10 protein-coding genes are annotated in these 25,308 nt (G+C 55.3%); 7 read left to right on the forward strand and 3 right to left on the reverse strand.

All coding sequences use genetic code 11. The features are described from left to right. Positions 1–236 precede the first annotated feature (236 nt). Positions 237–1,055 carry a histidinol-phosphatase gene (gene hisN / locus K227x_RS04380; protein ID WP_145168247.1) on the reverse strand — a complete coding sequence of 273 codons (819 nt, stop codon included), beginning with the start codon at positions 1,053–1,055 and terminating at the stop codon, positions 237–239. Beyond that, positions 1,039–1,707 (reverse strand): signal peptidase II, encoded by a 669-nt coding sequence (locus tag K227x_RS04385; protein ID WP_145168249.1) that lies wholly within the window; start codon positions 1,705–1,707, stop codon positions 1,039–1,041. Before K227x_RS04385 ends, hisN begins: the two co-directional genes overlap by 17 nt. 261 nt (positions 1,708–1,968) lie before the next feature. On the opposite strand from K227x_RS04385, the gene thrC reads away from it, so the two are divergent. The 7 genes from thrC (at position 1,969) to K227x_RS30240 (ending at position 23,251) form a co-directional block, all read left to right on the forward strand. Next, positions 1,969–3,330: a threonine synthase gene (gene thrC, locus K227x_RS04390; protein ID WP_145168251.1), complete on the forward strand. Its 1,362-nt coding sequence runs from the start codon at positions 1,969–1,971 to the stop codon at positions 3,328–3,330. 75 nt (positions 3,331–3,405) lie between these two features. Then, the gene (gene dapB / locus K227x_RS04395; RefSeq protein ID WP_145168253.1) at positions 3,406–4,212 is read left to right on the forward strand and encodes a 4-hydroxy-tetrahydrodipicolinate reductase; all 807 of its coding nucleotides are present in this window, start codon (positions 3,406–3,408) and stop codon (positions 4,210–4,212) included. A gap of 42 nt (positions 4,213–4,254) precedes the next feature. After that, positions 4,255–4,623 carry a hypothetical protein gene (locus K227x_RS04400; RefSeq protein WP_145168255.1) on the forward strand — a complete coding sequence of 123 codons (369 nt, stop codon included), beginning with the start codon at positions 4,255–4,257 and terminating at the stop codon, positions 4,621–4,623. Positions 4,624–4,685: 62 nt separating this feature from the next. Then, entirely contained in the window at positions 4,686–6,005 is a 1,320-nt protein-coding gene (locus K227x_RS04405) for an MFS transporter (protein WP_145168257.1), read from the forward strand. 729 nt (positions 6,006–6,734) lie between these two features. After that, positions 6,735–22,355, forward strand: coding sequence for a CARDB domain-containing protein (locus tag K227x_RS04410; RefSeq protein ID WP_218933767.1), 15,621 nt, complete (start codon positions 6,735–6,737; stop codon positions 22,353–22,355). Between the two features lie 63 nt (positions 22,356–22,418). Then, the gene (locus K227x_RS04415; protein ID WP_145168261.1) at positions 22,419–23,090 is read left to right on the forward strand and encodes a PEP-CTERM sorting domain-containing protein; all 672 of its coding nucleotides are present in this window, start codon (positions 22,419–22,421) and stop codon (positions 23,088–23,090) included. Then, a complete protein-coding gene (locus K227x_RS30240; RefSeq protein ID WP_218933768.1) occupies positions 23,090–23,251 on the forward strand; it encodes a hypothetical protein in 162 nt (53 codons plus the stop codon). The genes K227x_RS04415 and K227x_RS30240 overlap by 1 nt, the downstream gene beginning before the upstream one ends. A 608-nt stretch (positions 23,252–23,859) precedes the next feature. Here the strand turns inward: K227x_RS30240 and thiC are convergent. Beyond that, complete coding sequence (gene thiC / locus K227x_RS04420) at positions 23,860–25,191, reverse strand: phosphomethylpyrimidine synthase ThiC (RefSeq protein WP_145168263.1); 1,332 nt, start codon at positions 25,189–25,191, stop codon at positions 23,860–23,862. Between the last annotated feature and the right edge of the window lie 117 nt (positions 25,192–25,308).

The following is a 25,308-nucleotide window of genomic DNA, read 5'->3' on the forward strand; positions in this document are numbered from 1 at the left end:
CCGCTGGCCGTGAAGCAACTGGCAACGGGAAATGCCCGGCCGCTCACGCGATCACGGCTCACTCCATCGACAAACTCTTGACGAGTTCTGCTACGAAAAACCGCCCCAAACATGGGGAATCAATGCTTTACAGCGTTGCCCAAACGGCTAGCGAATCCAATGGAATCCGACCTTTCGCCACGAAAGTGGCGCTATCCAGCTTGGGAGCGTGCGAGAAACGAGAGTCCTCGCAGTCCTCAGCGAAGCATTTTCAGCGCGGCGTCGTGCAGTCGCCCGTTGGTGCCCACCCCGTCGCCGCCGCGACAGGTTTCGATGCCTTTCCAGTCGGTGAATTTGCCACCGGCTTCGACCACAACCGGCAGGATCGCGGCCACATCCCAGGCGTTGCATTCGGGGTCGACCATGATGTCGGCTCGCCCGGTGGCCACCATCAGGTATCCGTATCCATCGCCCCAGGATCGAGTCAGCCAGGCGGCTTTTTCCAGATCCTTGTAGGCGGATTGGGCACCGCGTTGATCGAACGAATCGACTTGGCTGACCACAAACACCGCTTCGGCGATGTCCGATTTGGTCGAAACGGCGGCCTTTTTCCAGGGGCTCGATTCGACGGCATGGTCGTCTTTGAACCAACTGCCCTGCCCCACCGCGGCGACGATGATTTCGCCAGTCGCGGGAATGAAGATGACTCCGCCCAGCGGTTTGCCGTCCCATTCCAGCGCCAGCAGCGTCGAATACAGAGGAACGCCACAGACGAACGATTTGGTCCCATCGATCGGGTCGACGACCCATCGATAGCGGCTGGTGCCGGCCTGTTCGGCGAATTCCTCGCCTTGCACCGTGTCGCTAGCAAACCGCTGCTGGATCAATTTGCGGACCAACTGCTCGGCTTCGCGGTCGGCGACCGTGACGGGGGATTCGTCGGATTTCGCATCGATCACCAAACTGTCGCTGCGAAAATACTTCAGCGTGTGGTGTCCGGCTGCGACGGCGACGTCGATCATCGCCGACAATCGGCCGTCGTGGGCTTCGGTCCAGGAATCAGGATTTTGCGACATGGTCGTGTTTTGCTTCAGCGTTTTTTGATTCGGCGGGCTGTTTGTCGTTTTTCCCGTTGGAATCCGGTTGGGGCGAATCCAGTTGGCCCGGGAAAAAAGATTGATACATCAGCATGCCGGCTCCGACCACCAGCAGCGAATCGGCAATGTTAAAATTTGGCCACGGATCCAGCCCCGGAAACCCTTCGATGCGGAACAAAATCCAGTCTCGAACACCGCTCTGCCACTGGGGTGGGTACCCGTCCAACCACCACATCCCCAGCCGATCGTACAGATTTCCGATGATTCCGCCGGTGATCATGCCCAACGCCACCGTCAGCCACAGCGACTGGGCGGCACGGTAAACGAACAACCAGACCAGGATCCCGATCGCGGCGACGATCGAAAATGCGGCGAAAAACAAGCCTTTGCCGGCTCCGATCCCAAACACGGCACCAATATTGACGGCCGTTTCGATGCCCAGGACCCCGTCGATGATCCACCAGGGATCGTTCATGCCGGGCAGCCCACGCCATTGGAAAATGGCGGATTTGGTCGCTAAATCTGCAACCGCACCCAATGTCGCCAAGGCAACGAACCACACGACACGTGATTTTGGCACCGCCAGAGACGATGCGGCGCTGGAATCCAGTTCAGGTGTGGCAGAGTTCATAGCAGGCGGGATCGTGATGGCAGTGGGGCGAGCGGGCGGTGGAATCGGTTGGGCGCCAGAATCGAAGCGGAGCTGCAGGGGGAAGCCGCCAAGTTCCGGGTCGTGCTGGGCTGGCTTCACGGTAGAATTAGCCAGCCCGATTGCCCAGACCGGTTTCGAAACACAAGTCAGGCCAAATTTCCCAGAGTTCATCGCCATTTGCCAGTTCGGCTGGCGATGAACATAATGAGAGAAAACCGTAAAACACTAGGATCGCAACCCATGTCGTCTGTCGCTGAGCTTAAGTCTGATACCGCAAGCCAAACGGTCTATTTCCGATGCGTGGCGGGCTGTGCCGAAAAGCATTCGATTTACGACGTTATCTACACCTGCCCGACCTGCGGCAGTTTGTTGGAAGTTCACCACGAACGCCAGCCGCTGAAAAAACGCAACGCTTATCAATGGCAGCAACTGTTTGATTCCCGTGCCAGCACGTCTAGCTGGCCATACGGCAGCGGTGTTTGGGGGATGCGTGAATGGGTCATCCCTTCGCTGGCGGACGAAAATGTCGTCAGCATGTTCGAAGGCAACACGAACCTGTTTTGGGCCGAACGACTGGGCAAACAGTTGGGCGTCCCCGATCTGTGGATCAAACTTTGCGGCAATAGCCACACCGGCAGCTTCAAAGATTTGGGCATGACGGTGTTGGTCAGTGTCGTCAAGCAGATGATGGCCCAAGGCAGCCCCGTCAAAGCGGTCGCCTGTGCCAGTACCGGCGACACCAGTGCGGCTCTGGCTGCCTATGCCGCCTACGCCGGCATCCCCGCGGTCATCTTCCTGCCGGCCGGAAAGGTCAGTACGGCTCAGTTGATTCAGCCGGTTTCCAACGGAGCCCACGTGTTGGCGTTGGACACCGATTTCGATGGCTGTATGAAGATCGTCCAGGAAGTCACCAAGGACGATTCGATCTACCTGGCCAATTCGATGAATAGCCTGCGAATCGAAGGGCAAAAAACCGTCGGGATCGAAATCGTTCGCCAGTTCGAATGGGAAGTCCCGGATTGGATCATCATTCCGGTCGGCAACCTCGGCAACATCAGCGCCCTGCACAAGGGGTTCCAGTTGATGATGGACCTGGGGCTGATCAACCGGATGCCGCGTTTAGTGGCGGCGCAAACCGAACGCGCCAATCCGTTCTACCAATCGTTCAAAAATGGGTTCCGCGAAAAGGTCAGCGTGACCGCCAGCGATACCTTGGCCAACGCGATCCGAATCGGTGACCCGGTCAGCTATGTCAAAGCGGTCAAAGCGGTCCAGGAAACCGACGGGATCGTCGAACAGGCCAGCGAAGATGAATTGGCCGCCGCGGCCGCCCACGCTGACCTGACCGGCATGTTTACCTGTCCCCACACGGGCGTCGCGTTGGCGGTGCTGACCAAACTGATCAAGCGAGGCGTGATCAAGTCGTCGGACCGAACCGTCGTGCTTAGTACTGCACACGGGCTGAAGTTCACCGATTTCAAGGTCGGCTATCACGAGTCGACTTTGGAAGGCATCAACAGCCAGTACGCCAACCCAGCCGTCCACCTGCCCGCCGATGCGTCGGCGGTCAAAGACGAAATTGCCAAGCGACTGAATTTGTAGCCCGTGGGGTCGATCGGTATCGGCCCGTAAGCCCTGGCCTACGAAAACGATCCGGTTGACGTTAGATTCTTCGGCATGAGCAACAAAATTCAACTCGCCGTACACGGCGCTGCTGGTCGGATGGGACGTCGCGTCGTCGCTTTGGCTGCCGAAGACAAGGATATCCAAGTCACCGCCGCGATCGATCACGCCGAAAACGGCCTGATCGGGCAAGACGCCGGTTTGGTCGCCGGGATCGCTGCGCTGAACGTGCCGCTGTCTGCCGAGTGGCCCGGCTACGCCAGCGTCGTCATCGATTTCTCGCTACCGATCGCCGTCGATGGTTGTCTGGCCCGCTGCGTCGCGGCCAAGATGCCCCTGGTGATCGCGACCACAGGGCTGCAGGATTCTCAGAAAGCGGCGATTGCCGAAGCCGCCAAACTGATCCCCGTCGTGTGGGCGCCCAGCATGTCGACGGCGGTCAATTTGACGATGAAAGTGACTCAGCAGATCACCGAAACGCTCAAAAATGTGACCGGCGGAGTCGACATCGAAATCATCGAACGGCATCACCGATTCAAAGCGGATGCCCCCAGCGGAACGGCGCTGCGGTTCGGCGAACTGATCGCTGAAAAAATGGACGGCGATGTCAAACATGTGCACGGCCGCGAAGGCGAAACCGGGCAACGCACCCGCAACGAAATTGGTTATCACGCCGTCCGCGTTGGTGACAATCCCGGCGAACACACCATCGTGTTTGCGATGATGGGCGAACGCATCGAAATCAATGTCGCGGCCAGCAATCGTGATTGTTACGCGTCCGGCGCGATCACGGCTGCGAAGTGGCTGCAGAGCCAACCGGCTGGCTTGTACAATATGTTCGACGTGTTGGGACTTTCGTAGTCGCAGCTTTTTCGTTTTCGCACAAGAGGCCCAACAAGTTCGATGGCGAAATGTGACGAAGGCTATCTGTGTGAAGTCTGCCAGTGCGATGTGGCGTCGATCGTGGACAGCGATTTGTACCTTCGTTATGTGATCGGCGAATTGGATCCCGAGGTGCTGCATACGCGGCCCGAACGCCACATCCGATGCAATCCGGTCATGGCCCAGTTCATCGATCACTCGCATTTCGATGCGGTGACGGTCGACGGGGACTTTGCTAAATCCGAACTGGATGCCGACTACGTTGCCGCGCGGACTGCGTTGGTCACACGCGGCTATCAACGGTTGCTGGAAATCGCGGCGACCGAAGGCGACCGGGATGTGACGGCGTACCCGTTGCCCGAAGCGATCGCAAAGTACCGGATAGGTTGATCTGCTAGACTCTCGCCAAGTTCGACCGATTTCGATTCCCTTGGTCCAGAGACCCCGTCGCCATGTCCAGCAAACTTTTTCAGCGTGGTTTTCTTAGCCTGCTGACAGCTCAGTTTTTTGGTGCGATGAACGACAACGTGCTGAAGGGCATTTTGACTTTCATGGTCATCGATGGTGCTTGGGCCGGGCACCTGGGCGAAGGCGGGCAAGGGATCGTTGGTATTTGCTTCACCATCCCATTCATCTTGTTGTCGGGGTACGGTGGCCAGTTGGCCGATCGATTTTCGAAGCGGGATGTGACGATGTGGGTCAAGATCGCGGAGATCCCGATCGCGATCATTGCCGCCATCGGGTTCTTCACGGGCAACCTGTGGCTGACGATGTTGGGTCTGGTCGCATTGACCTGTCAAAGTTCGTTTTTCGGACCGGCCAAGTACGGCATGATCCCGGAACTGGTCGACGATGGCGACCTTAGCCGCGCCAACGGCACGATCAACATGATGACCAACGTGGCTGTCATCGTGGGCACCTTGGCCGCTGGTGCGATCAGCGATCGATATTCGCCACAGGAAGGTACCGCCGGTCTGGCTTGGTTGCCGGGCGCCGCATTGGTTTTGATCGCGATCTGCGGATGGGCGGTCGCTCTCGCGATGCCTCGACTGCCGGTGGGTGACCATGATCTGAAATGGGACTGGAACCCGTTGTCGACTTACGTCCTGACCATCCGTGAAATGGCCAAGTCGCGGCTGTTGGCGGTGATGATGGCCTGGGGGTACTTCTACTTGTTGGCTGGGTTGGCCCTGTTCATCGTGCCCGAGTACACCGTCGTGCTGGGAATCAATCGGGCCGAGGCCAGTGTGTTGATGGGCGTTTTGGGCATCGCGATCGGCGTCGGATGCGCGGTGGCCGGATTGATTTCGGGGCACAAGATCCAGCCCAAGTTGATCCCGATCGGTGCAGCCGGTTTGATTGTGTTTTTCACATTGTTGGCGGCCGTGCCTGCACCTCAGATGCCGGGCGCGACGATGTTGCAGGTCGCCACTAGCATGGTTTCGCTGCTGATCTTTGGTGCCGGCTTCTTTGCCGGGTTTTACATCGTGCCGCTGCAGGCACTGCTGCAGTACTTGTCGCCCGATGACGAACGGGGCCGTTTCTTGGGCACCGCCAATGCGGTTTCATTCGCCTTCATGACCGTAGCGGCGCTGTTGTACTGGGCCATCCGCCCCGGCTTTGACGACAAGCCGCAGAACATCTTTTACATCTGCGCAGCTCTGATGGCCATCGGCGCGGCATTCTTTCTGTGGCGACTGCGCGGGACAGGGTTACTAGTCGGCAGCCGTGCGCCCGACAGTTCGATCGACGACGACGTCATCGGCGAATAGCCCCAGCCGGCGTGCGGGGCATTACGTCTGCTGAGGCAAACGGAGATGTGTTTCCGCGGCCTGCTGATTGAGTGAGCCGTGATCGCGTGAGCGGCCGGGCATTGCCCTTCCCCCATTGCCCGTGGCCTCACGGCCAGCAGCTCACCATTCCCGTTGAAAGTTCGGCTAAATCAGCAGTCGGCTAGCCACGGTTCCCACATTCGATCGGGGACAACGTTCAAACGGCGAGTGGGGTTCTCTCCCATCATTCCGGCCTACCTGATTGCGAGTTCAAAAACTTAAACTCGAACTCGAACTTAACTCGAACTTTCTTTCTGGCACAACATCAGGACAAGCAAGCCGACCGTCCGGTGAATGCTAGTGATGCTATGTGAGGTCAACCCCATCCGCGGCCAGAAACCAGCGAATTGCTTTCGCATTCGCGATTTTCTCGCCCCAACGAATGGAACTCGGATGGTTGCCTCGGGTTTCTTTGGGCCCAATCGGGGGATACGATAGTCGGAGCTCTGGTATCCGAAATATCCAAAATAGTTAAGGTCCGAGATGGCTCGCAAGCGAGAAGTCGGCAAAAAGCAGCGACGGTCAGTTCTTCGAATGGAACCACTCGAGAAGAGAAACCTGCTTGCCGCAGCGATCACGCCATGCGGCCCCCCGACTATTCTAGAATTGGTCTCTGACCAGAGCGTTGTTCGAGAGTCCGTCCATCCCGCCCTGGCCTCTGAAAGGTTGATGAGTCATAGCGTGCCGGAAGGGGAATCCGTGGTAACGGCTGTGTGGACCGATCCGTCCGGCGGTGATTGGAGCGACCGGACAAAATGGCAATCTGGCCAACTTCCAGGTGCGTCAGATGTGGTACTTGTCGATTTGGATCCTGACGCGACACTTTTTGTTTCAAGCGGAACGAATGAAGTAGCTGAAGTTCAGCTTAGCGGTGAGATTCATATTGGCTCTGGAAGTCTCTCAGCGGCAAGGATTGGAGTATGGGCGGGGCAGATCACGCTCGCCGGTGGAACGCTCTCGAACACATCGGTCGTCTCCACCTCATCTGAGGCGATCTTCAGTGGTGTTGCTGGGAGTCTTCGCAATGTGATTCTCGACGGTAATGGATCGATCAGTGCTTTAGGGTCAGACAGTATCATCAATGTCAACGGTGGCTTGACGCTCAATGGTGACCTGACGATTACCGGAACTCGCACTTCCAGTGGCGAGAACTTTCGAGCGGGATTGAGTTTCGGTAGCAACGAAAGCTTGTCGGGATCCGGGCAAGTGTTTCTCAACACAGTCAACGCCACCGATGATGTCGCCGCTCTGGCATTTCTTGAACTGGAAGGCTTCAGTAGCAATGTTGAAACGCTCTCCATTGGCTCGGACATTGAGATCGGCGGCGACGGCGGCTCAATCTACACAACCCAGTCGAGTGACTTAGTCGCGATCGGTGGGGCAGTGACGGGATCCAGCAGTGGTGATCTTTTCATTCGACGTGCCACCGGACCGCTAGCCGTTACGGATCTTGCAGGTAACGTCACTTTGGAGGGCCCGTTTGACAATCTTCAGTTGACTTCAGTAGGAGAGACCCAGCTCGATTTATCACAAGTGACCAGTCTGGTCGGCGTCAGTCTAACGGGAGATGTACTCTTCGGCCCTGGATCTGACGTCAACATCAATGGCGGCTTAGCGATTGACGGTGAAGTCACACTAGCCGGTTCGGACGTGCCAGCATCACTAACCTTCCAGAGCAACGAAGCGATCAATGGAACCGGAGCTATCCGCTTTTCGGATGAGAACGCCACGTCCGGGAGCGCGATCAACTCTTTGTTTCTTGAAGGCGTCTCCAACCTTGTTGAAACGCTGACAGTCCGCCCAGGGATCGCGATTGGTGGTGGGCCGGGGACCATCGCCACCACACAGTCGAGCGATGAAATACGAATCGAAGGTCTGGTGATGGGCGGTGACAGCGGACCGCTGACGATCCGCCGCGCTACGGGACCTTTGACGGTTGACGACCCCAGCGGAAACGTGTCGCTGGTGGGCCGCTTCGACGGCTTGGCATTAACTGCCACTGAGGGCACTCGCGTCGACTTGCAAAACGTAACGGACCTAATCGGAGCGACCATCAACGGTGATGCCGTTATCACTCCGGGCAGTCACGTCGAAGTCAACGGAGGACTGACAATCAACGGCGAACTTGCCTTGGCTGGGTCCGATGTGCCAGCCACGTTAACGTTTGGCGGAAGCGAGACCGTCGGCGGAACAGGGACGCTCCGCTTCTCCAATGAAAATGCCATCGATGAGATTTCCAACAACTTTGTCATCCTTGAAGGAGTCAGCAGCAACGTCGAGACGCTGACGTTTGGTGAGGAACTCAGGATCATTGGTGACCATGGTCAGATCATCCCTCAAAGTTCGTCAGATACGATCACGATCGCTGGGCCGGTTAGAGGCGAAGGTGAGGGGCGTTTGCTCTTGGCAAATTTAAATGGAACGCTCACGATCGATGACGTTTTGGGAGGAGCCAGCCTTAGCGGCAACATTGCTGATCTTACTGTCAATGCCACCGAAGGAACAACGCTCGACCTCTCGGGAGTTGATAACCTTGCACGCAGTGCGTTTAATTCTGATTTGACAATTACGGCGACCACGTCCGACAGCGTCATTGATGTCAACGGTGGCTTGACGCTCAATGGTGACCTGACGATTACCGGAACTCGCACTTCCAGTGGCGAGAACTTTCGAGCGGGATTGAGTTTCGGTAGCAACGAAAGCTTGTCGGGATCCGGGCAAGTGTTTCTCAACACAGTCAACGCCACCGATGATGTCGCCGCTCTGGCATTTCTTGAACTGGAAGGCTTCAGTAGCAATGTTGAAACGCTCTCCATTGGCTCGGACATTGAGATCGGCGGCGACGGCGGCTCAATCTACACAACCCAGTCGAGTGACTTAGTCGCGATCGGTGGGGCAGTGACGGGATCCAGCAGTGGTGATCTTTTCATTCGACGTGCCACCGGACCGCTAGCCGTTACGGATCTTGCAGGTAACGTCACTTTGGAGGGCCCGTTTGACAATCTTCAGTTGACTTCAGTAGGAGAGACCCAGCTCGATTTATCACAAGTGACCAGTCTGGTCGGCGTCAGTCTAACGGGAGATGTACTCTTCGGCCCTGGATCTGACGTCAACATCAATGGCGGCTTAGCGATTGACGGTGAAGTCACACTAGCCGGTTCGGACGTGCCAGCATCACTAACCTTCCAGAGCAACGAAGCGATCAATGGAACCGGAGCTATCCGCTTTTCGGATGAGAACGCCACGTCCGGGAGCGCGATCAACTCTTTGTTTCTTGAAGGCGTCTCCAACCTTGTTGAAACGCTGACAGTCCGCCCAGGGATCGCGATTGGTGGTGGGCCGGGGACCATCGCCACCACACAGTCGAGCGATGAAATACGAATCGAAGGTCTGGTGATGGGCGGTGACAGCGGACCGCTGACGATCCGCCGCGCTACGGGACCTTTGACGGTTGACGACCCCAGCGGAAACGTGTCGCTGGTGGGCCGCTTCGACGGCTTGGCATTAACTGCCACTGAGGGCACTCGCGTCGACTTGCAAAACGTAACGGACCTAGTCGGAGCGACCATCAACGGTGATGCCGTCATCACTCCGGGCAGTCAAGTCGAAGTCAACGGAGGACTGACAATCAACGGCGAACTTACCTTGGCCGGGTCCGATATCCCAGCCACGTTGACGTTTGGCGGAAGCGAGACCGTCGGCGGAACAGGGACCCTCCGCTTCTCCATTGAAAATGCCGTGGGTGAGACTTCCAACAACATAGTCATCCTTGAAGGAGTCAGCAGCAACGTCGAGACGCTGACGTTTGGAGGCGGGACGACGATTACGGGCGGGAGCGGGGCGATACTCCCGTCGCAACCAAGCGACCAAATTGCGGTCGAAGGAAAGTTCATCGTCGGTCCTGGCACGGATATCGAACTGGGACGAACGGTTGGACAACCGGCTGAGATAGTTGTCCAAATTTCCGGTAATGAAACTGCAACGCCCAGGCTGCGCGGCTCCGGGCAATTCTCGCTGCCGTCGGTTCTGCGAATTGAATCAGAAGAGGATTTTGTTCCCTCGCCGGAAAGCCTGATCACCGTCCTCCAGTTTGACCAACTGGTGGGTGAAATCGGCGAGGTCTTAGGCGATGAAATTGCCTCGTTCCGCACGACGCCGTTGGCCGAGGGCGGTAGCTTAGTTCTCGTCAACGTCCCTCATTCACTAGCGACGCGAATGTTTGTAGTCGCGGACGGTGACAATACTTCCCGCCAGAACGCCAAGCCATTCGTACCTGCAGCCGATGAACTGGGAACTGGATTGTTGCGAGCGGGTGGGCTGGGGATCCTGTCTCCTGACGGCGACGCACGCAACGACTGGTGGTCTTTTCAAGCCAGCGCCGGTGATGAACTTGCAATTAGCATCGACGAATTGACGGGAACTCCGGCGTCCGATATTACAGTGCTGGTCCATGATGATAGTGGTCCGGTGTGGGACCTTACTACTCAAATCAGTGGTGGCGACGGACACTTTAGCGGATTCGAAGTGGCAGTCGACGGAGTTTACTATTTTCAGCTTACGTCTAACCGCAACGAAATCGCTACCTATACGATCCGGCTTGATGTTGCCCGAGATTTTGATATTGAAAGAGACGCTGTTGGGAGTTTCGACGTCTTGGGGCAGCCCACGACACTTCAAACAAATGTCAACGGGACCACTGTCGGATACAAGGTCGCCGGAAAAATTGACTCCCGGGATTCTGAAATACCGGACCAAGACTTCTTTGACATAGGGTCGGTCCGCGCGGAACGATCGATCATCGCTTACCTGAGAACGCCCTCCGGTAGCACCCTCGACCCGCAGATGAACATTCGCGATGCGAACGGTCAGGTCGTGTCGCTGCGTCCCAACCCGAACGACCCACGGATCGTTCGGTTTGACGTACCGTCCGACGGTAATTTCCTTATCGATGTGTCAGCGGTCGCCGGTGACGGCCCTGAAGCGTCTTATGTGGTTGATGTTTTCGTGCAGCCAACTGATGGGCTCGGCTTCTCTGATCTGTCCGTTGGCAATCTCCAAATCAGCGATGATTCACCGCAGAGCGGCCAAACACTGGACGTTACATGGACCGTCGGCAACTACGGTGCCGTCGCGACGGCGGACGATGAGTGGACCGATAAAGTTGTACTGAGTGTCAATGATCGATTCGGTGATGCCGATGATGTTTTGCTCTCGGAAATACAACGAATTGCTTCGCTAGCCATCAACGAAACCTATACGCAAACCGCTTCCGTTCAAATTCCCGTCGGGATTGCGGGGGCCTTTTACTTGTTTGTTGAGACAGACGCTCAGGACCAAGTCGCAGAGTTCCTGTTCGAGGAAAACAATGTGACCTCGTTGAATATCGATGTCACGGTAACTCCGAACGCAGATTTGCGAGCCTCGGAAGTCGTTGCACCAGCGATGTCATTCGTTGGCGAGCCTGCAACGGTCACCTGGACCGTGGCGAACGTTGGTTCCAGTTCAACTGGTGATGGAACTCCAAACGGCAGCGTTGACTCCTGGCTAGACCGAGTTTTTGTGTCGGTCGATGATGTTTTTGGTAATGCCGATGACGTACTAATTGCCGAAGTCACGCATGACGGTGTGCTAAACGGCGGCGAGAGTTATTTGGGAACATGGTCAGGCAACGTTCCCGAAGAATTGGATGGTCGCTACCAATGGTTCGTTCGAACCGATGTAAATGACGCAGTCTACGAATTTGACGACGTCGCGCCAAACGTCGCCGCGACAGATGGCGTCGTGATCGCACCGAATCGTTTCGCCGATCTTGTACCGACACAGATCGTATCACCCGGTACAGCGATCAGTGGTCTCGCGATACCTATCACCTGGACCACCGCAAACCGAGGTTTTCGAGATGCCACGGGTTCATGGACAAACCGGTTCTACCTTTCGGCAGACGACACTTTCAGTGGTGACGACGTTCTGGTCGGTAGCGAAGCGATCAATCAGACCATTGCAATCGATAGCACTGCTAACCACTCAGTCGACATTGTCTTGCCTGAACGAATTGAAGGCGACTTCCATCTGATTCTGGTCGTCAACGCCGATGGCGCCGAGTACGAGTTTCTATTCTCTGACAACAACGAGATTGCTACCACGGCCATCATGGTCATGCGGCGACTGGAACCAGACTTGGTTCCGGAAATTGTAGGTTCACCGACGACAATTCAACTCAACCTACCGTTTGATTTTAGCTACACGGTTGGCAACCGAGGCGCTGGTGACACCGTCGGAACCTGGACTGATCGTGTCTACCTTTCCTCTGACTCCAAGATCGACCAAGGCGATCTACTAATCAAGGAAATCGTTAGTCCATCGGGTTCATTGCCGCTGACTCCATTGGGAGCGACGTATGCTTTCATTGACAGTTTCACCATACCATTCGGTTTCGATCCGGGTGAGTACAACCTGCTGCTTATCACCAATGCGTTGGGTGACGAGTTGGAGACGGATGAATCCAACAACACGCTTGTCCTTGGTCCCCTGTCTGTCGAGTCCCCACCTGTACCTGACCTCGTCATCACCAGTGTGACTGCACCTGCCTTTTCCGGTAGCGGCGAACAGATCACGGTTTCCTGGACCGGTGTGAACGCGGGTGCGGTTGATTTCGCGGAAACGACTTGGAGCGACCGTATCTATCTTTCGATTGATGCTGAATTTGGCAATGCGGATGACGTCGTGCTTGGCACGTTCGCACAGACGCGATCATTAACCGCTGGTGGCGGTAACTACGTCGATTCGCGAATGGTGACGCTGCCGTCGGGGATCGAAGGCGACTATTTCATATACGTCGAAGTGGATGCGATCAACAATGTCCCGGAATTCATTTTTGAGGGGAACAACGTTTCCTCGGCAACGGTGCTTCCTGTCGCTCGAAACTATCCAGACCTGGAGGCGACAACTTTCGTCGCTCCAGCGTCTGGTCGTCGCGGCGATCCACTGCAACTGTCATGGACCGTCACCAATGTCGGTGATGACAGCAGTGTGTCTACTCGCTGGACTGACCGAGTCGTCTACTCTGGAGACGCGGTCTTGGGCAACGCTGACGATATCGTTCTTGCCGACGTCCAGCGTTTGACATCGCTTGCCAAGACGACGTTTTATGACGTTGCGTTGACGCTTGACGAGCTACCTCTCGATTTGCCTCTCGGCAGCGGAACGCTGTTTCTAATTGTAAATGCAGACGTGGCAGTCGACGAAAATTCGGCAACGACAAACAACGTCGGCTCAAGAACTTTCCTAGTCGAGGAGCGGGTCTTCATCGATTTGGCCGTCCAGCCAAACTTGATCGTCGCGCCCGCCACGATTGAAGCAGGCAGCCAGTTTGACCTTGTCTGGACCGTGAAAAATCTTGGCGTCACGCCGGCGGTCGGACCTTGGGAGGAACGAGTCTACCTGTCGGACAGTCCGACTGGTGGAGGCCGTCAACTGCTAGGCTCATTCCGATTTGAAAGCGACTTGGCCGCGAGTGCCGATATCGTGAGACAACGCACCTTCACAATGCCGATCACGGGTCACGCAGGTGACGTTTACTTCGTTGTCGAAGTCGATGCCACGAATCGGGTCATCGAAAGCGACGAGTCGAATCGATTCGTCAGCTCGACCCCGACCGAGGTGCCGTTGAAACTCTCCGTATCCACCAATACGAATCGCGTTACCGAGGGACAGACTGCCGCTCGACTAGTCGTTTCCCGAAACGGGAGTCCTTCCACTGCCTTGACGGTCAATCTTTCTGCGGATGTCGCTTCCCAGTTAGATCTTCCCACGCAAGTCACGATTCCCGCTGGCCAGTACAGCGTTCGTGTTCCTGTTGCCGCGACACTCGATGGTGTTGTCGATGGAGACCAGTTGGTCGTTGTCTCCGCCAATGCGAGCGGGTACCCGTCGGCCACGATTCCTCTAACGGCGGTTGATGTCGATGTCAAAGAATTGACTCTCGAATTTGATTTCGAGTCGCTTGATGAGGCCCAAGTCGGAACGGCCACCGTGACACACAACGGTTCCACGGCGACCGAACTGATTGTCGCCATCGGTGTCAGCCCACGCGTCGAACTGTCCGCCCCGATTCGCGTGACGATTCCCGCTGGTCAAAACAGTGCATCTTTTGATGTCACCGCCGTCGATGATGACCAGCTTGAGAACAACGACACTGTGACGCTGTCACTCACCGCTCCCGGCTTCCGTGGGGCGATTGAATCGACGCTCATCAATCCGAGTGATGTTCCCTCAGTGACGCTGACGCTTCCGACGATGATCGCCGAAGGCACGCAAAGTGGTGCCGCCTTTGGTCAGGTCACACTTGATGCGGTCCAGCCACGCGATGTCAGTCTATTGCTGACGTCATCAGATTCATCCAGTTTGTTCGTTCTGCCCACGGTAACGATCCCGCGAGGCTCAAGGACCGCCAGCTTCGCTTTGTTTAGCAACGATGATGCGTTGCTCAACGGGACTCGCAACGTTGACGTGACCGCCGCCGCAATTCCTACCGGCGGTGGTCCGGCTTTGGAGGACATCTTGGCAGCCGGATCCATCGCCGTGACCGACAACGATGGTCCTACTTTGAGAGTGTCTTTCGATCGCAACGTCGTAGCTGAATACGCGGCTACAACCGCGACTGTCTTCCGCAACACGGCAACCGATGATGCCTTGACTGTCACTCTTGCGACGGATGATCCCAGCGAGCTGCAAATTCCAGCGAGCGTCGTCATTCCCGCGGGCGCTGACTCAGTCTCGTTCACAGTTTCTGGAATTGCTGACCGCCTCGCCGATGGCGATCAACGGGCGACGCTGACTGCTAACGCGGATGCATTTCAAGCTGGACTCTCGACGATTCTGGTTGCCGATGTCGATCGAGCCGACCTGCTCGCCGACGGATTGGTTACGCCGGCATCCGGCACGGTTGGTGAGAATGCGGCCGTCCAGTGGCGAGTTCTCAACGACGGCGTCGCTCCCGCACGCGGGCGATGGACCGAAAATGTCTTCTGGTCATCCGATCGAATCGTCGGCGATGACCAGCAAGTCGAAACCGTTGATTTCCAAGGTCCACTCGGTTTCGGCCAATCGTACAGCCGCTCGGCCATCGTCACGCTGCCAACGATGCCTGGTCAGTACTTTCTTATCGTCCAAGTGGACGCCAACGATTCGGTACGAGAAGTCCTTGAAACCAACAACTACGTTGTCTCCGCATCGGCGATCACCATCGAGGCACCGTACACGGCAACCGTATCATCAGGCATCGAAACCGCTTCCGTTGGCACTCCGGTATCGCTTGCTGGAACCGCAACCAAGGTGGATGGATCACCAGCGGTCTCGGTCGACGTCGCCGTCAACATTTCTGTTCGCGGCACCAATCGGGTACTGCCAGCAACAACCGACGCAGACGGCAACTTCGCTGTGACCTTCGTCCCGCTACCTGGTGAAGGCGGGCAATACAGTGTCTCGGCCACCTATCCCGGCATCGCTCCCACCGATTCGCAGGATGCATTCCAACTGCTCGGACTCCAGCCCACCGAAGGTTTCGATTTCATCAACCTGACCTCCGGTGCGACCACGACGCAGACCATCACCGTTCGCAACCTCGCCGATGTCGATCTGTCGGGTCTAACCGTCGAAGCAATCGACATCGGAACTGGGCTCACTGTGACTCCGAGAATCGCCGATGGAGCCAACACGCTGCCCGCCTCCGAAAGTTTTCAACTCGAATACGACCTTGGCAGCGGCACCGCTACCTTCGGCGAAACAGGCTTCACACTGCGAATCAGTACAACCGAAGCACCGAACCTGGACATCCCCATCACCGTCGATGTCCTTGCTCCGACTGCTCGGCTCGTCGCCAGCGTCGAGACAATCGAATCAACTATGGTCGTTGGCGAGCAAACCACCATCGAGTTTGAATTAGAAAATCGCGGCGGAGCTGACTCGGGACCGATCGAATTTCTGCTTCCCGACGGTGCCCCATGGCTGTCCGTCAGCTCTGGACATCGAATCGCAAATATCTCGCCCGGAGGATTGACAACCGTCACACTGCTGCTCAGTCCGCAAATCGATTTGGAACTAACTCAATACAGCGGTTTGATTGTTGCTCGAACAGAAGGCGACGACTTGGCTGTTCAGTTTAGACTTCAAGCAACAGCCGAAACTGTTGGCGATCTAACGGTCAGAGTTGTCGATGAATTTACCTTTTATAAAAATGATGCCCCGCTGGTCGATGGTGCCATCGTTCGCATTCTTGACCCCATTACTCGTGAACTTGTTGCAACGAATGCAGTTCCAGTCTCATCTTTCAAGGCTAACGCAGAAGGTGAACAAAATGTTGCAGCTGCTGGTGACTTTTTCTTTCAAGCACTTGCACGCGGAAAATACGTTCTCGAAGTAAGTGCCGAAAATCATGAAACAAAGACGAGTTTAGTTGACATTCAGGCGGGTGACGGAAATGAGGTCGAAGTATTCATCCCAAGAAACTTTGTGGAATACAATTGGAGTGTAGAAGAAATTGGAGTTGAAGACCGAACGCGAATTTCGGTCGAGGCAGTGTTCGAGACAAATGTTCCAGCGCCAGTGGTTGTCGTTGAAAGCAATATCGACCTTAATATGCTCGAATTCATCGGCGACAGTAAGACATTTGTAATTCAATACACCAATCACGGCTTAATTGATGCTATTGACATCCAACTTTTTTTCGATGAACACCCGGCATTGGAGATTAAACCACTCGTCGATTCGTTACCTGTATTGTCGGCAAAGTCTACGATATCAATCCCAGTTGTAATTACGCTTAGAAATCCTGCCGTTGAAACATCTAGCCTTCGCTCTGCACGTTTCGCAGAGGGTGAAGCAGTATCTCGACAGCAACTTTTCACTACTCCAGATACGCTATTCGATTTGGGAAATGTTCCCTGCGACCTGGAGGTCTATACAACGTACCGATACATTTGTGGCGACTACTTCTTGTTGAGTAGCATTCCAATCCCTGTGCTTGGAATCAGCTGTACGCCAAAAGGAGGAATCGGAACCGGGTCAGGCTCGGGAGGTGGGTTTGGTGGATTCGGACGTACCGAGATTGTCGATCTTGGGAACTTCGGAAGGGGCCGAAAACCTAGGGAAACTCTTGACCAGAATCCAATAGTCATCCGACGTGAAGACCCTGTTATTTCAGTTCCGTTCAATTGCGATGATTGCGTTTTGGGGACAGCGATAGCGGTGGGGAATTTACTTGCCCAACTATCTTCGTTACCAATAAGCGTTATCCCGGACTTGCAAGACTGCAGTCAAGGAATAGCTGGCTTTTTGACTGGTACTGGAAATCAAACAGGTATTGGAATAGGTAACAGTTGTTCTCAAGTTGGCTTAGGATTGGTCAAGACTAGACTTGATAAAGTTGGGAAGTCGATTCCATTGTTGAATCTATATCTCTTCGCCCAAGATCTCATAGGATTTATCAACGATGTTGCTGAAGCCTGTCCGGAGTTTCCTTGGGAGCCTCTAGATGAACTTCCTCCGATACCGGAACCCAACTTGGCTCGCTCCGCCGAAGGCGAGCAGGACTCAATAGCGGTTTCCATCAATGACCAGTTGAGCCGCTTAGATCGCATGGGGACACTTTTCTCACAGCTAGCAGCACCTGAAGTCTACTTCTACGGTAGTCAAGGGTTTGTTGCTAATCTGGATATTGCCGTCGCTCAGGACTGGACTTCATTGTTGCGATCAGTGAGTCTCGATGATTCAGGAGCGATTTCAGTTGTCAGCGAGTCAGAAAAGGATCAGCTGTACCGCTCCCCAAGTCGACCAGCGGGCTTAATTGACGAAGATATCGATCGTTTTGTTGATCGCCTAAATCGAACAGTGCTTTACTGGTCGGAAGGTATCTTCATAGCAAGTGACGTTCCGCTAGGAAACTCCGAAGATTTCATTGACCTTGAAGTCTGGTTGGGAGAAATGCAGATCGCCGAATCTGCACAAAGTGAAATTGCGAACGCTGGCGTAGCGGATGTCTATAGTGGGATTTCAGCAACTGGCAATGAACTGCTAAGCCTATTTTCCAGGTACTCAGCCGATGGCGTCTGTGCCGAAGTACGGATTCAAATTTCGCAGGATGTCGTTCAAACCCGCCAAGCGTTTGACGCGACACTTGAGATATCGAACGAGACTGCTGAGGATCTTGCGAGCCTGCAGGCGTCGATAGTGGTTTTGAATGGCGATGGAGAAGATGTTTCCGACTTGTTTGGAATTGAGTTGATTGAACAGACCGGCTTCGTTAATGCGAACGTCGGTGATACTCTAGCAGCCGGATCAGGAGGGCAATTTCAATGGAGATTGGTTCCGTCGGCCGATGCTGCCGTGGATGATTCGACTGAGTACTTTGTGACCGGTAATTTGGCTTACGAGGAACTTGGTGTCGCGGTCAGCAATAATTTTCAACCTACAAGAATCACAGTTGTTCCGCAGCCGCAGTTAGCAATCGACTATTTTTTTCAACGGGACGTAATCTCAGACGATCCCTTCACTGACGAAATCGAATCCTCGGAAACTTTTTCACTAGGAGTTCAGGTCAAGAACGACGGAGGTGGCGATGCACGAGATTTGCGCATCGAATCCGCTCAACCAAAAATCATCGAAAACGAGAAAGGACTGCTCGTCGAATTTGAAATTGTTGGCACGAGCGTCAATGGTGAGCCTGCCGAGAGAACTTTAACTGCGGAATTTGGTGATCTGGCTTCCGGCTCGTTATCGACCGCTGAGTTTTTGCTTGAGTCGACTTTGCAAGGCTTGTTCACCGAATACGAAGCAAGCTTCGAGCATGTTTCCGACTTCGGCAGCCAAGAACTCAGCCTCGTTAAGAGCGTTGAGATTCATGAATTGATCCGGTCGGTCAGTGCGACGGCATCGGGTGTCGATGATGCGATTCCGGATTTCTTGGTCAATGACATCGCCGATCCACTCGATCTGCCGGACACGCTCTACCTTTCCGATGGAACAGTGTTGGATGTTTCGCTTGGTAGCGACGTTGTCGCCGCTTTGATGCCGACGCTTGCCGACTTGACGGTTGATGTTTCCGCTACGGTTTCAGCGGGTTGGAGTTTTCTCCGATTTGACGATCCGAGCGATGGCTTGTTCGATGTGATAGGTATCCGCCGATCTGATGGCACGATGCTCGATCCCAAGAATTTTTGGCAAACCGATCGGACGTTCATTGGGTTGGGGCAGCGGCCAATCTACGAGAACAAGCTGCAATTGCTGGACTTCAACAGCACCGGTCAGTACGAACTGATCTATTCCAACGGTGACGTCGAGGGTCCGTCGGTGGATTCGGTGTCCGGCGTCGACTCGGTGACTGACTCGGCGGTCAGCCAGTTGCAAATCGAGTTCAGCGAAACCATTGATGCTGGCAGCGTGGAGGTCAGTGATTTTCGCTTGCTTAAAAACGGACAATCGATCGACACGATCGCACTCTCTGTTTCAGCTGTCTCAGGAACTACTTTCACGTTGGACGGACTTGCACCATTGACGATGGATGACGCCGTCTACGAACTTGAAATCGCTCTCGACGGCATCACGGACCAAGTCGGCAATTCTGGCGAGGGTCTTTCGGCATTTACTTGGGTCAAAGGCGAAGCGGCACCAGCGGTCATCGAATTCGCTGGCGTGCCAGATCGCATTACGAACTCGACCATTGACACGATTCGTCTCGAACTAACCGAACCGATTGAAATCGACACGCTCTCCGGCGCGACATCGTTGACACTGGACGGTGTGAATCTGCTGGATGCCACAACGACGTTTACCGAGATCGAAGCTGGCGTTTACGAAGTCGGAAATCTGCAAACTCTGATGAGCAGTGATGGAGAGTATCGGTTCTCGGTCGACGCGACTCAGTTGCTTGATTTGGATGGGCTGGCTGGAATCGGGTCACGGTCCGCGTCCTGGACCCTCGACCAAACGGCTCCCGCAGTCGTTGAAGTGATTCAGCCGTCAACCAATCCCCGAAACACGCCCGTCCAACCAATCGACGTGCAGTTCAGCGAGATCATCGACTTGTCATCGCTTTCGGTAGATGACCTGCGACTTACCCGTGACGGCGGCAGTGAAAATCTTTTGGCCGACGAAACCAGGATCACGTTCGAGGATCTTGGCGACGGACTCTATCGAATCGGTGGCATTTCTTTCGTGCAAGGCTTCCTTGCCGATCCACAGGTGGCCAGCTTCACCGTCACCATTGATGGAGCCAGCATCAGTGACTTGGCAGGCAACGACGGAGTCGCCAGCGCATCGACAACCTGGACATTCGATTTGGCGCCCCCCGAAGGCCCGACGAATGTTCGCTTGTCATCCGCCGACGCCGCAATTGACGGCGATACGGTCGGCTCCGAAAACGTCATCATTAGCGGTGATCTCGCCGAGGCTGGATTGAGGATCAGGATCACTGACACAGTCACGAACACGCAGTACGGTCCGTTTGATATTCCAGGAACCCAATTTGCCCTGCCAATCGAGCTGACGTCCGCTGGGCGTCACGCCTTCACGATTCGCACCATCGATCCGGCGGGGAACACGACGGACACCGATATCAACGGACTATTTCTTCAACCAGCCCCGGTTGCGGTTTTGGAAACCGACGGTATTCCTGGTCGATTCACTCGCAGCGGGTTTGACTCAATCGATGTCACGTTCGTTGCACCTATCATGGCCGACGGCATTTCAAGTGACCTGTTGACGATTCGGCGGAACGGAGGCGCAAACTTGGTTGATAGTGGCATCGCTACCTCACTATCGGAAGATGGTCGCACGCTAACGATTTCGGGGCTTACCGATGTCGTCAACTCCGAGGGCGTTTACACGCTTGCATTGGATCTCACCGCGCTGAACACTCTGACGGGAGTTCCAGGCAGTAGCCCGTTCACGGCAAGTTGGACTCTCGACACCCAGTCGCCGAGCAGTGTGGTCCAACCGCTTCAGCCCGACCAAACGATTCCGTCGTTTGTCCTTTCGGTCACCGGCAGCGATCCGCGACTTCCCGGCGGCCGTATCGGAAGCGGCATCGAAGCTTACGATATCTTCGTATCTACCGACGATGGACCGTATGAGTTCTATCGAAGGCTCACCGGACGGACCTCGACTAACTTCGTGGGTGCCGAAAACACCTCCTACGGTTTCTACAGCGTCGCGGTTGATCGAGCTGGCAATACGGAAGCGGTACCCGCTGAACCGGATGCTACAACAAAAGTTGGGCGACTTGGTCCGGCCATCGAGCAGGCTCCTGTGCAAACGGGACTTGATTCCCGATCGAATGTTGACGTTGTGAGCTTTGAGTTTGATCGCGTGACCAACCTGCCATCACTCATCAACGACGGTCGGATTGTCGACGCAGTGACACTCACGAATTTCGGCGTGGATGGAACCGAGAATGAGGTTCGTGATCTGTCCGCCGATCAATTCCGGTTCGAGACTGACCCAAAAACTGGAGTTGGAAAGCTGATCTGGTCGCTTGACAGCTTCACTGACAGCCGAAACACGTTGCCTGATGGATTCTATGCCTTCGAGTTCAACGCCGACTTCATGACCGACGTAGCGGGCTTTGCCCTCGACGGCGACACCAGCGGTTCCAGCGGCGGAACCTACCAGAAGACGTTCCACCGCCTTACCGGTGATGCCGACGGGAACGGAGTTGTCGACGCTTTAGATCGCTCGATCGTGCTTGATTCGCTCGGTCGTTTTTCAACCGCCGACAATTTCGACGCCAATGCTGACCTGGACCGAGACGGCCGGATCAGTGTCCGAGATCGCATCGCTGTGATCCGAGCGAATGGACGATCGATTACGCCACCCGTTGGGATGTCATTGTCAGCCACCCAATCCAGCGTTGCTAAACCAATCGCTTACGAGGACACCAATCGTGACGGTCGCGTTTCAGCACTCGACGCATTGATGGTCATCAATCAGCTGAGTCGGCTGTCTGCCTCCTCCGTTGCTGGTGCGGAAGGCGAAAGTGAATCGCTGGTATCAAGCCGCTATGACGTCAACGGCGACGGCACGGTGTCGGCGCTCGATGCGCTACAGGTTATCAACAAACTCGGCCGTCAATCAGTTACGGGGAATGCAGAGTTCGAATCCCTCGCTCCCACTGAAACCACGACCACTACAATCGACTCGGTCTACACTTCAGCAACCGCCCAAATGGATGACGGGGAAGACGACGATTTGTTGCAAGTATTGGCCGACGATCAGGCAAGACTCAGCTTGACCCAATGATCGTCAAGTAGTCTCACTATTCCCAATCACCGAAAACCCCACCTAGACGGGATACACATCACCATGTTTTTACGACTGTTACTGATTCCACTGATGGCCTTAATGGCGACGGTTGCGTCCTCCGCCCCGGTGCGACTCTTGTTTCCCGATTCGACGTTTACACCGGGAAGCCAATTCTTTTTTTCGGTTGAACTGCCCACCGCGACGAATCTCGGCTCCTACCAAATCGATCTGCTGCTGTCGGGAAGTTCTGGTACAGCAGGTGTCGACTACTTTTTCGATTTGGCCGGAACCGACGCGGCAATGACGGGATACGTTTTCCCGTCTGATGGACAATTCTTTGATACAGTGAACCTTGATTCGGCAATGTCGCAGCGTCTAACGTTGTCCGACATCAACTTCGACGGAATGGACGTCAATGGAGCAGGCGTGGTTTCTGGTACGAACGACGCTATCGCGAATATCGTCGTTTCGACACTGCCTACGTTCTCGGGCAGTTTGATGTTTTCCGTTGATGCAGACGCTTTGATCCTAGATACGCCAGACCTGACGCCGACTTCGATCAATGAATTTGCGACGATCCAAGCTGATACCGTTGCCGTGGCCCCGCAAACTGTCACTGCCGCCGCGGTCCCCGAACCCTCGGGCATCGCGATGCTGGCGGTTGCAGCGGTAGGCGTGCTAACTCTGCGTCGCAGGAGGAAGATTGCGTTTGGTGAGTCGAAACTGCGGTAATGCTTTCGTTGACGCCGCTTGCGCATCGCTTCTACGAGGTGGGCGTCAACCAACAAAAGATGGCTCATCCCTCGGAAGCGCGCGACGCACAGCCCGAGGTTTTTGGAGACACCTTTCTGGTGTCCCATGGCTTTGACGGAAGTGTCCCTGACGAAAAATGATTCGCCGCGGACAGGTCACGCCATTGACGCACCATCATCAAGGCCATCCCGTGTCGAGTTAGACCTCGGCAGAGCTGGATTCCGTTTCGCCTGGCAATTCCAGTGTAACGCTCGATAAAGACGCTCTCAAACACTATGGGACAACGGAGCCATTCCTAGAATACCGTTCGCTCACCCTTCCGACGGATGAGCCATTTTTTTACCCATCAATTTTCTAACCCCATTTCCCTGATCTGCGAGCCGATCGCCCGATCGCGGTTCCACGCTTAGCAAGCACCCGTTCGTGACCATCAACAGGAACGAGCAAGCGAACGTTGGGTTAAAAAATTTGTGGATTAAAAGATTGCAGGCGTTCAAAGCCATAGGCCGTGAACGATTACAACATAAATTGGCTAGCGGCAGGCCTGGTCGCTGAATCGTCCAAAGTGCGTGACAGCGTCTTGCGAGCGTGGTTAAGAAGTTCGAGTTCCAGTTTAAGTTGGGTGCTGGAATACGGTTCGAAAACTCGAACTCGAACTCGAACTTAAACTCGAACTACTTTGTCCAGGCGAAGCTCACGCTTCGCCTCTCTCTAACAGTCCTGCCCCTTGCAGGGCTCTCGAGGCAGCTCACTCGGTCGGAATTTCGACCAGTTGCTTTTCCTTGGCCATCTGACGGATTTCCTCGGTGATCTTCATCGAGCAGTACTTCGGTCCGCACATGCTGCAGAAGTGGGCGCTCTTGAAGGTGTCCTGAGGTAGGGTTTCGTCGTGATAGCGGCGAGCGGTTTCGGGGTCCAGGGATAGACGGAACTGTTCGTTCCAGTCGAATGCGAAACGGGCTTTGGAAAGCGCGTCGTCACGGTCCTGGGCACCTTTGCGGCCGCGAGCGACGTCGGCTGCGTGAGCGGCGATCTTGTAGGCGATCACGCCTTGCTTGACGTCTTCTTCGTTGGGCAGCCCCAGGTGTTCCTTGGGCGTCACATAGCACAGCATGGCGGCACCATGCATGCCGGCGTTGGCCGCACCGATGCAGCTGGTGATGTGGTCATATCCAGGTGCGATGTCCGTGACCAAGGGGCCCAAGACATAGAACGGTGCGCCGTCGCAAATCTCGATTTGCTTTTCGATGTTCATCTGGATCTGATCCAGCGGGATGTGGCCAGGACCTTCGACCATCACTTGCGATCCGCGTGCTTGGCCTCGCTTGGTCAATTCCCCTAGCACGTCCAGTTCCGCAAACTGGGCAGCGTCGGATGCGTCGGCGATCGATCCCGGCCGCAGTCCGTCACCCAAAGACCAAGTCACGTCGTATTGGCGGAAAATGTCGCACAGGTCGTCAAACGCGGTGTACAGCGGGTTCTGTTTGTTGTGCACCATCATCCACTTGGCAATCAGCGATCCACCACGGCTGACGATGCCGGTGACTCGGTTGATGCTAAGGTGCAGGTGTTCCAGTTTGACGCCGGCGTGCACGGTCATGTAATCGACACCCTGCTTGGCTTGGTGTTCGCACATGTCCAAGAAGTGCTGGGCCGTCATGTCTTCGATGTTGCCGCCCAATTCTTCCAACATTTGGTAGATCGGAACGGTCCCGATCGGCACCGGGCTCTTTTCGATGATTTGTCGACGGATATTGTCGATGTCCTTGCCGGTCGACAGGTCCATCACCGTGTCGGCACCGAAGTGCACTGCGGTATGCAATTTTTCCAGTTCTTCGCCGACGTTGCTGGTCACGGCGCTGTTGCCGATGTTGGCGTTGATCTTGCACTTGGCGGCGATGCCGATGGCCATGGGTTCCAGGGCGCCAGCGGCGTGGACCTTGTTGGCTGGGATGACCATGCGGCCGGCGGCCACTTCGTCGCGGATCAATTCGACGCCCAAGTCTTCTCGCTTGGCGACATATTCCATTTCAGGCGTGATTTCACCGGCACGCGCGGCTTCTAGTTGGGTCTTCGTCATCGAATGTATTACTCCGTCGGGTGTGGACAGCGAATCATCGCTGCTACGCCGTGAAAATTACGCCGTGAAATGTCGAGTGTGAACCTGCTTTTATACGCTGCGGGCGGCCAATCGAGT

Source organism: Rubripirellula lacrimiformis (assembly GCF_007741535.1).
GTDB classification, from domain to species: Bacteria; Planctomycetota; Planctomycetia; order Pirellulales; family Pirellulaceae; genus Rubripirellula; species Rubripirellula lacrimiformis.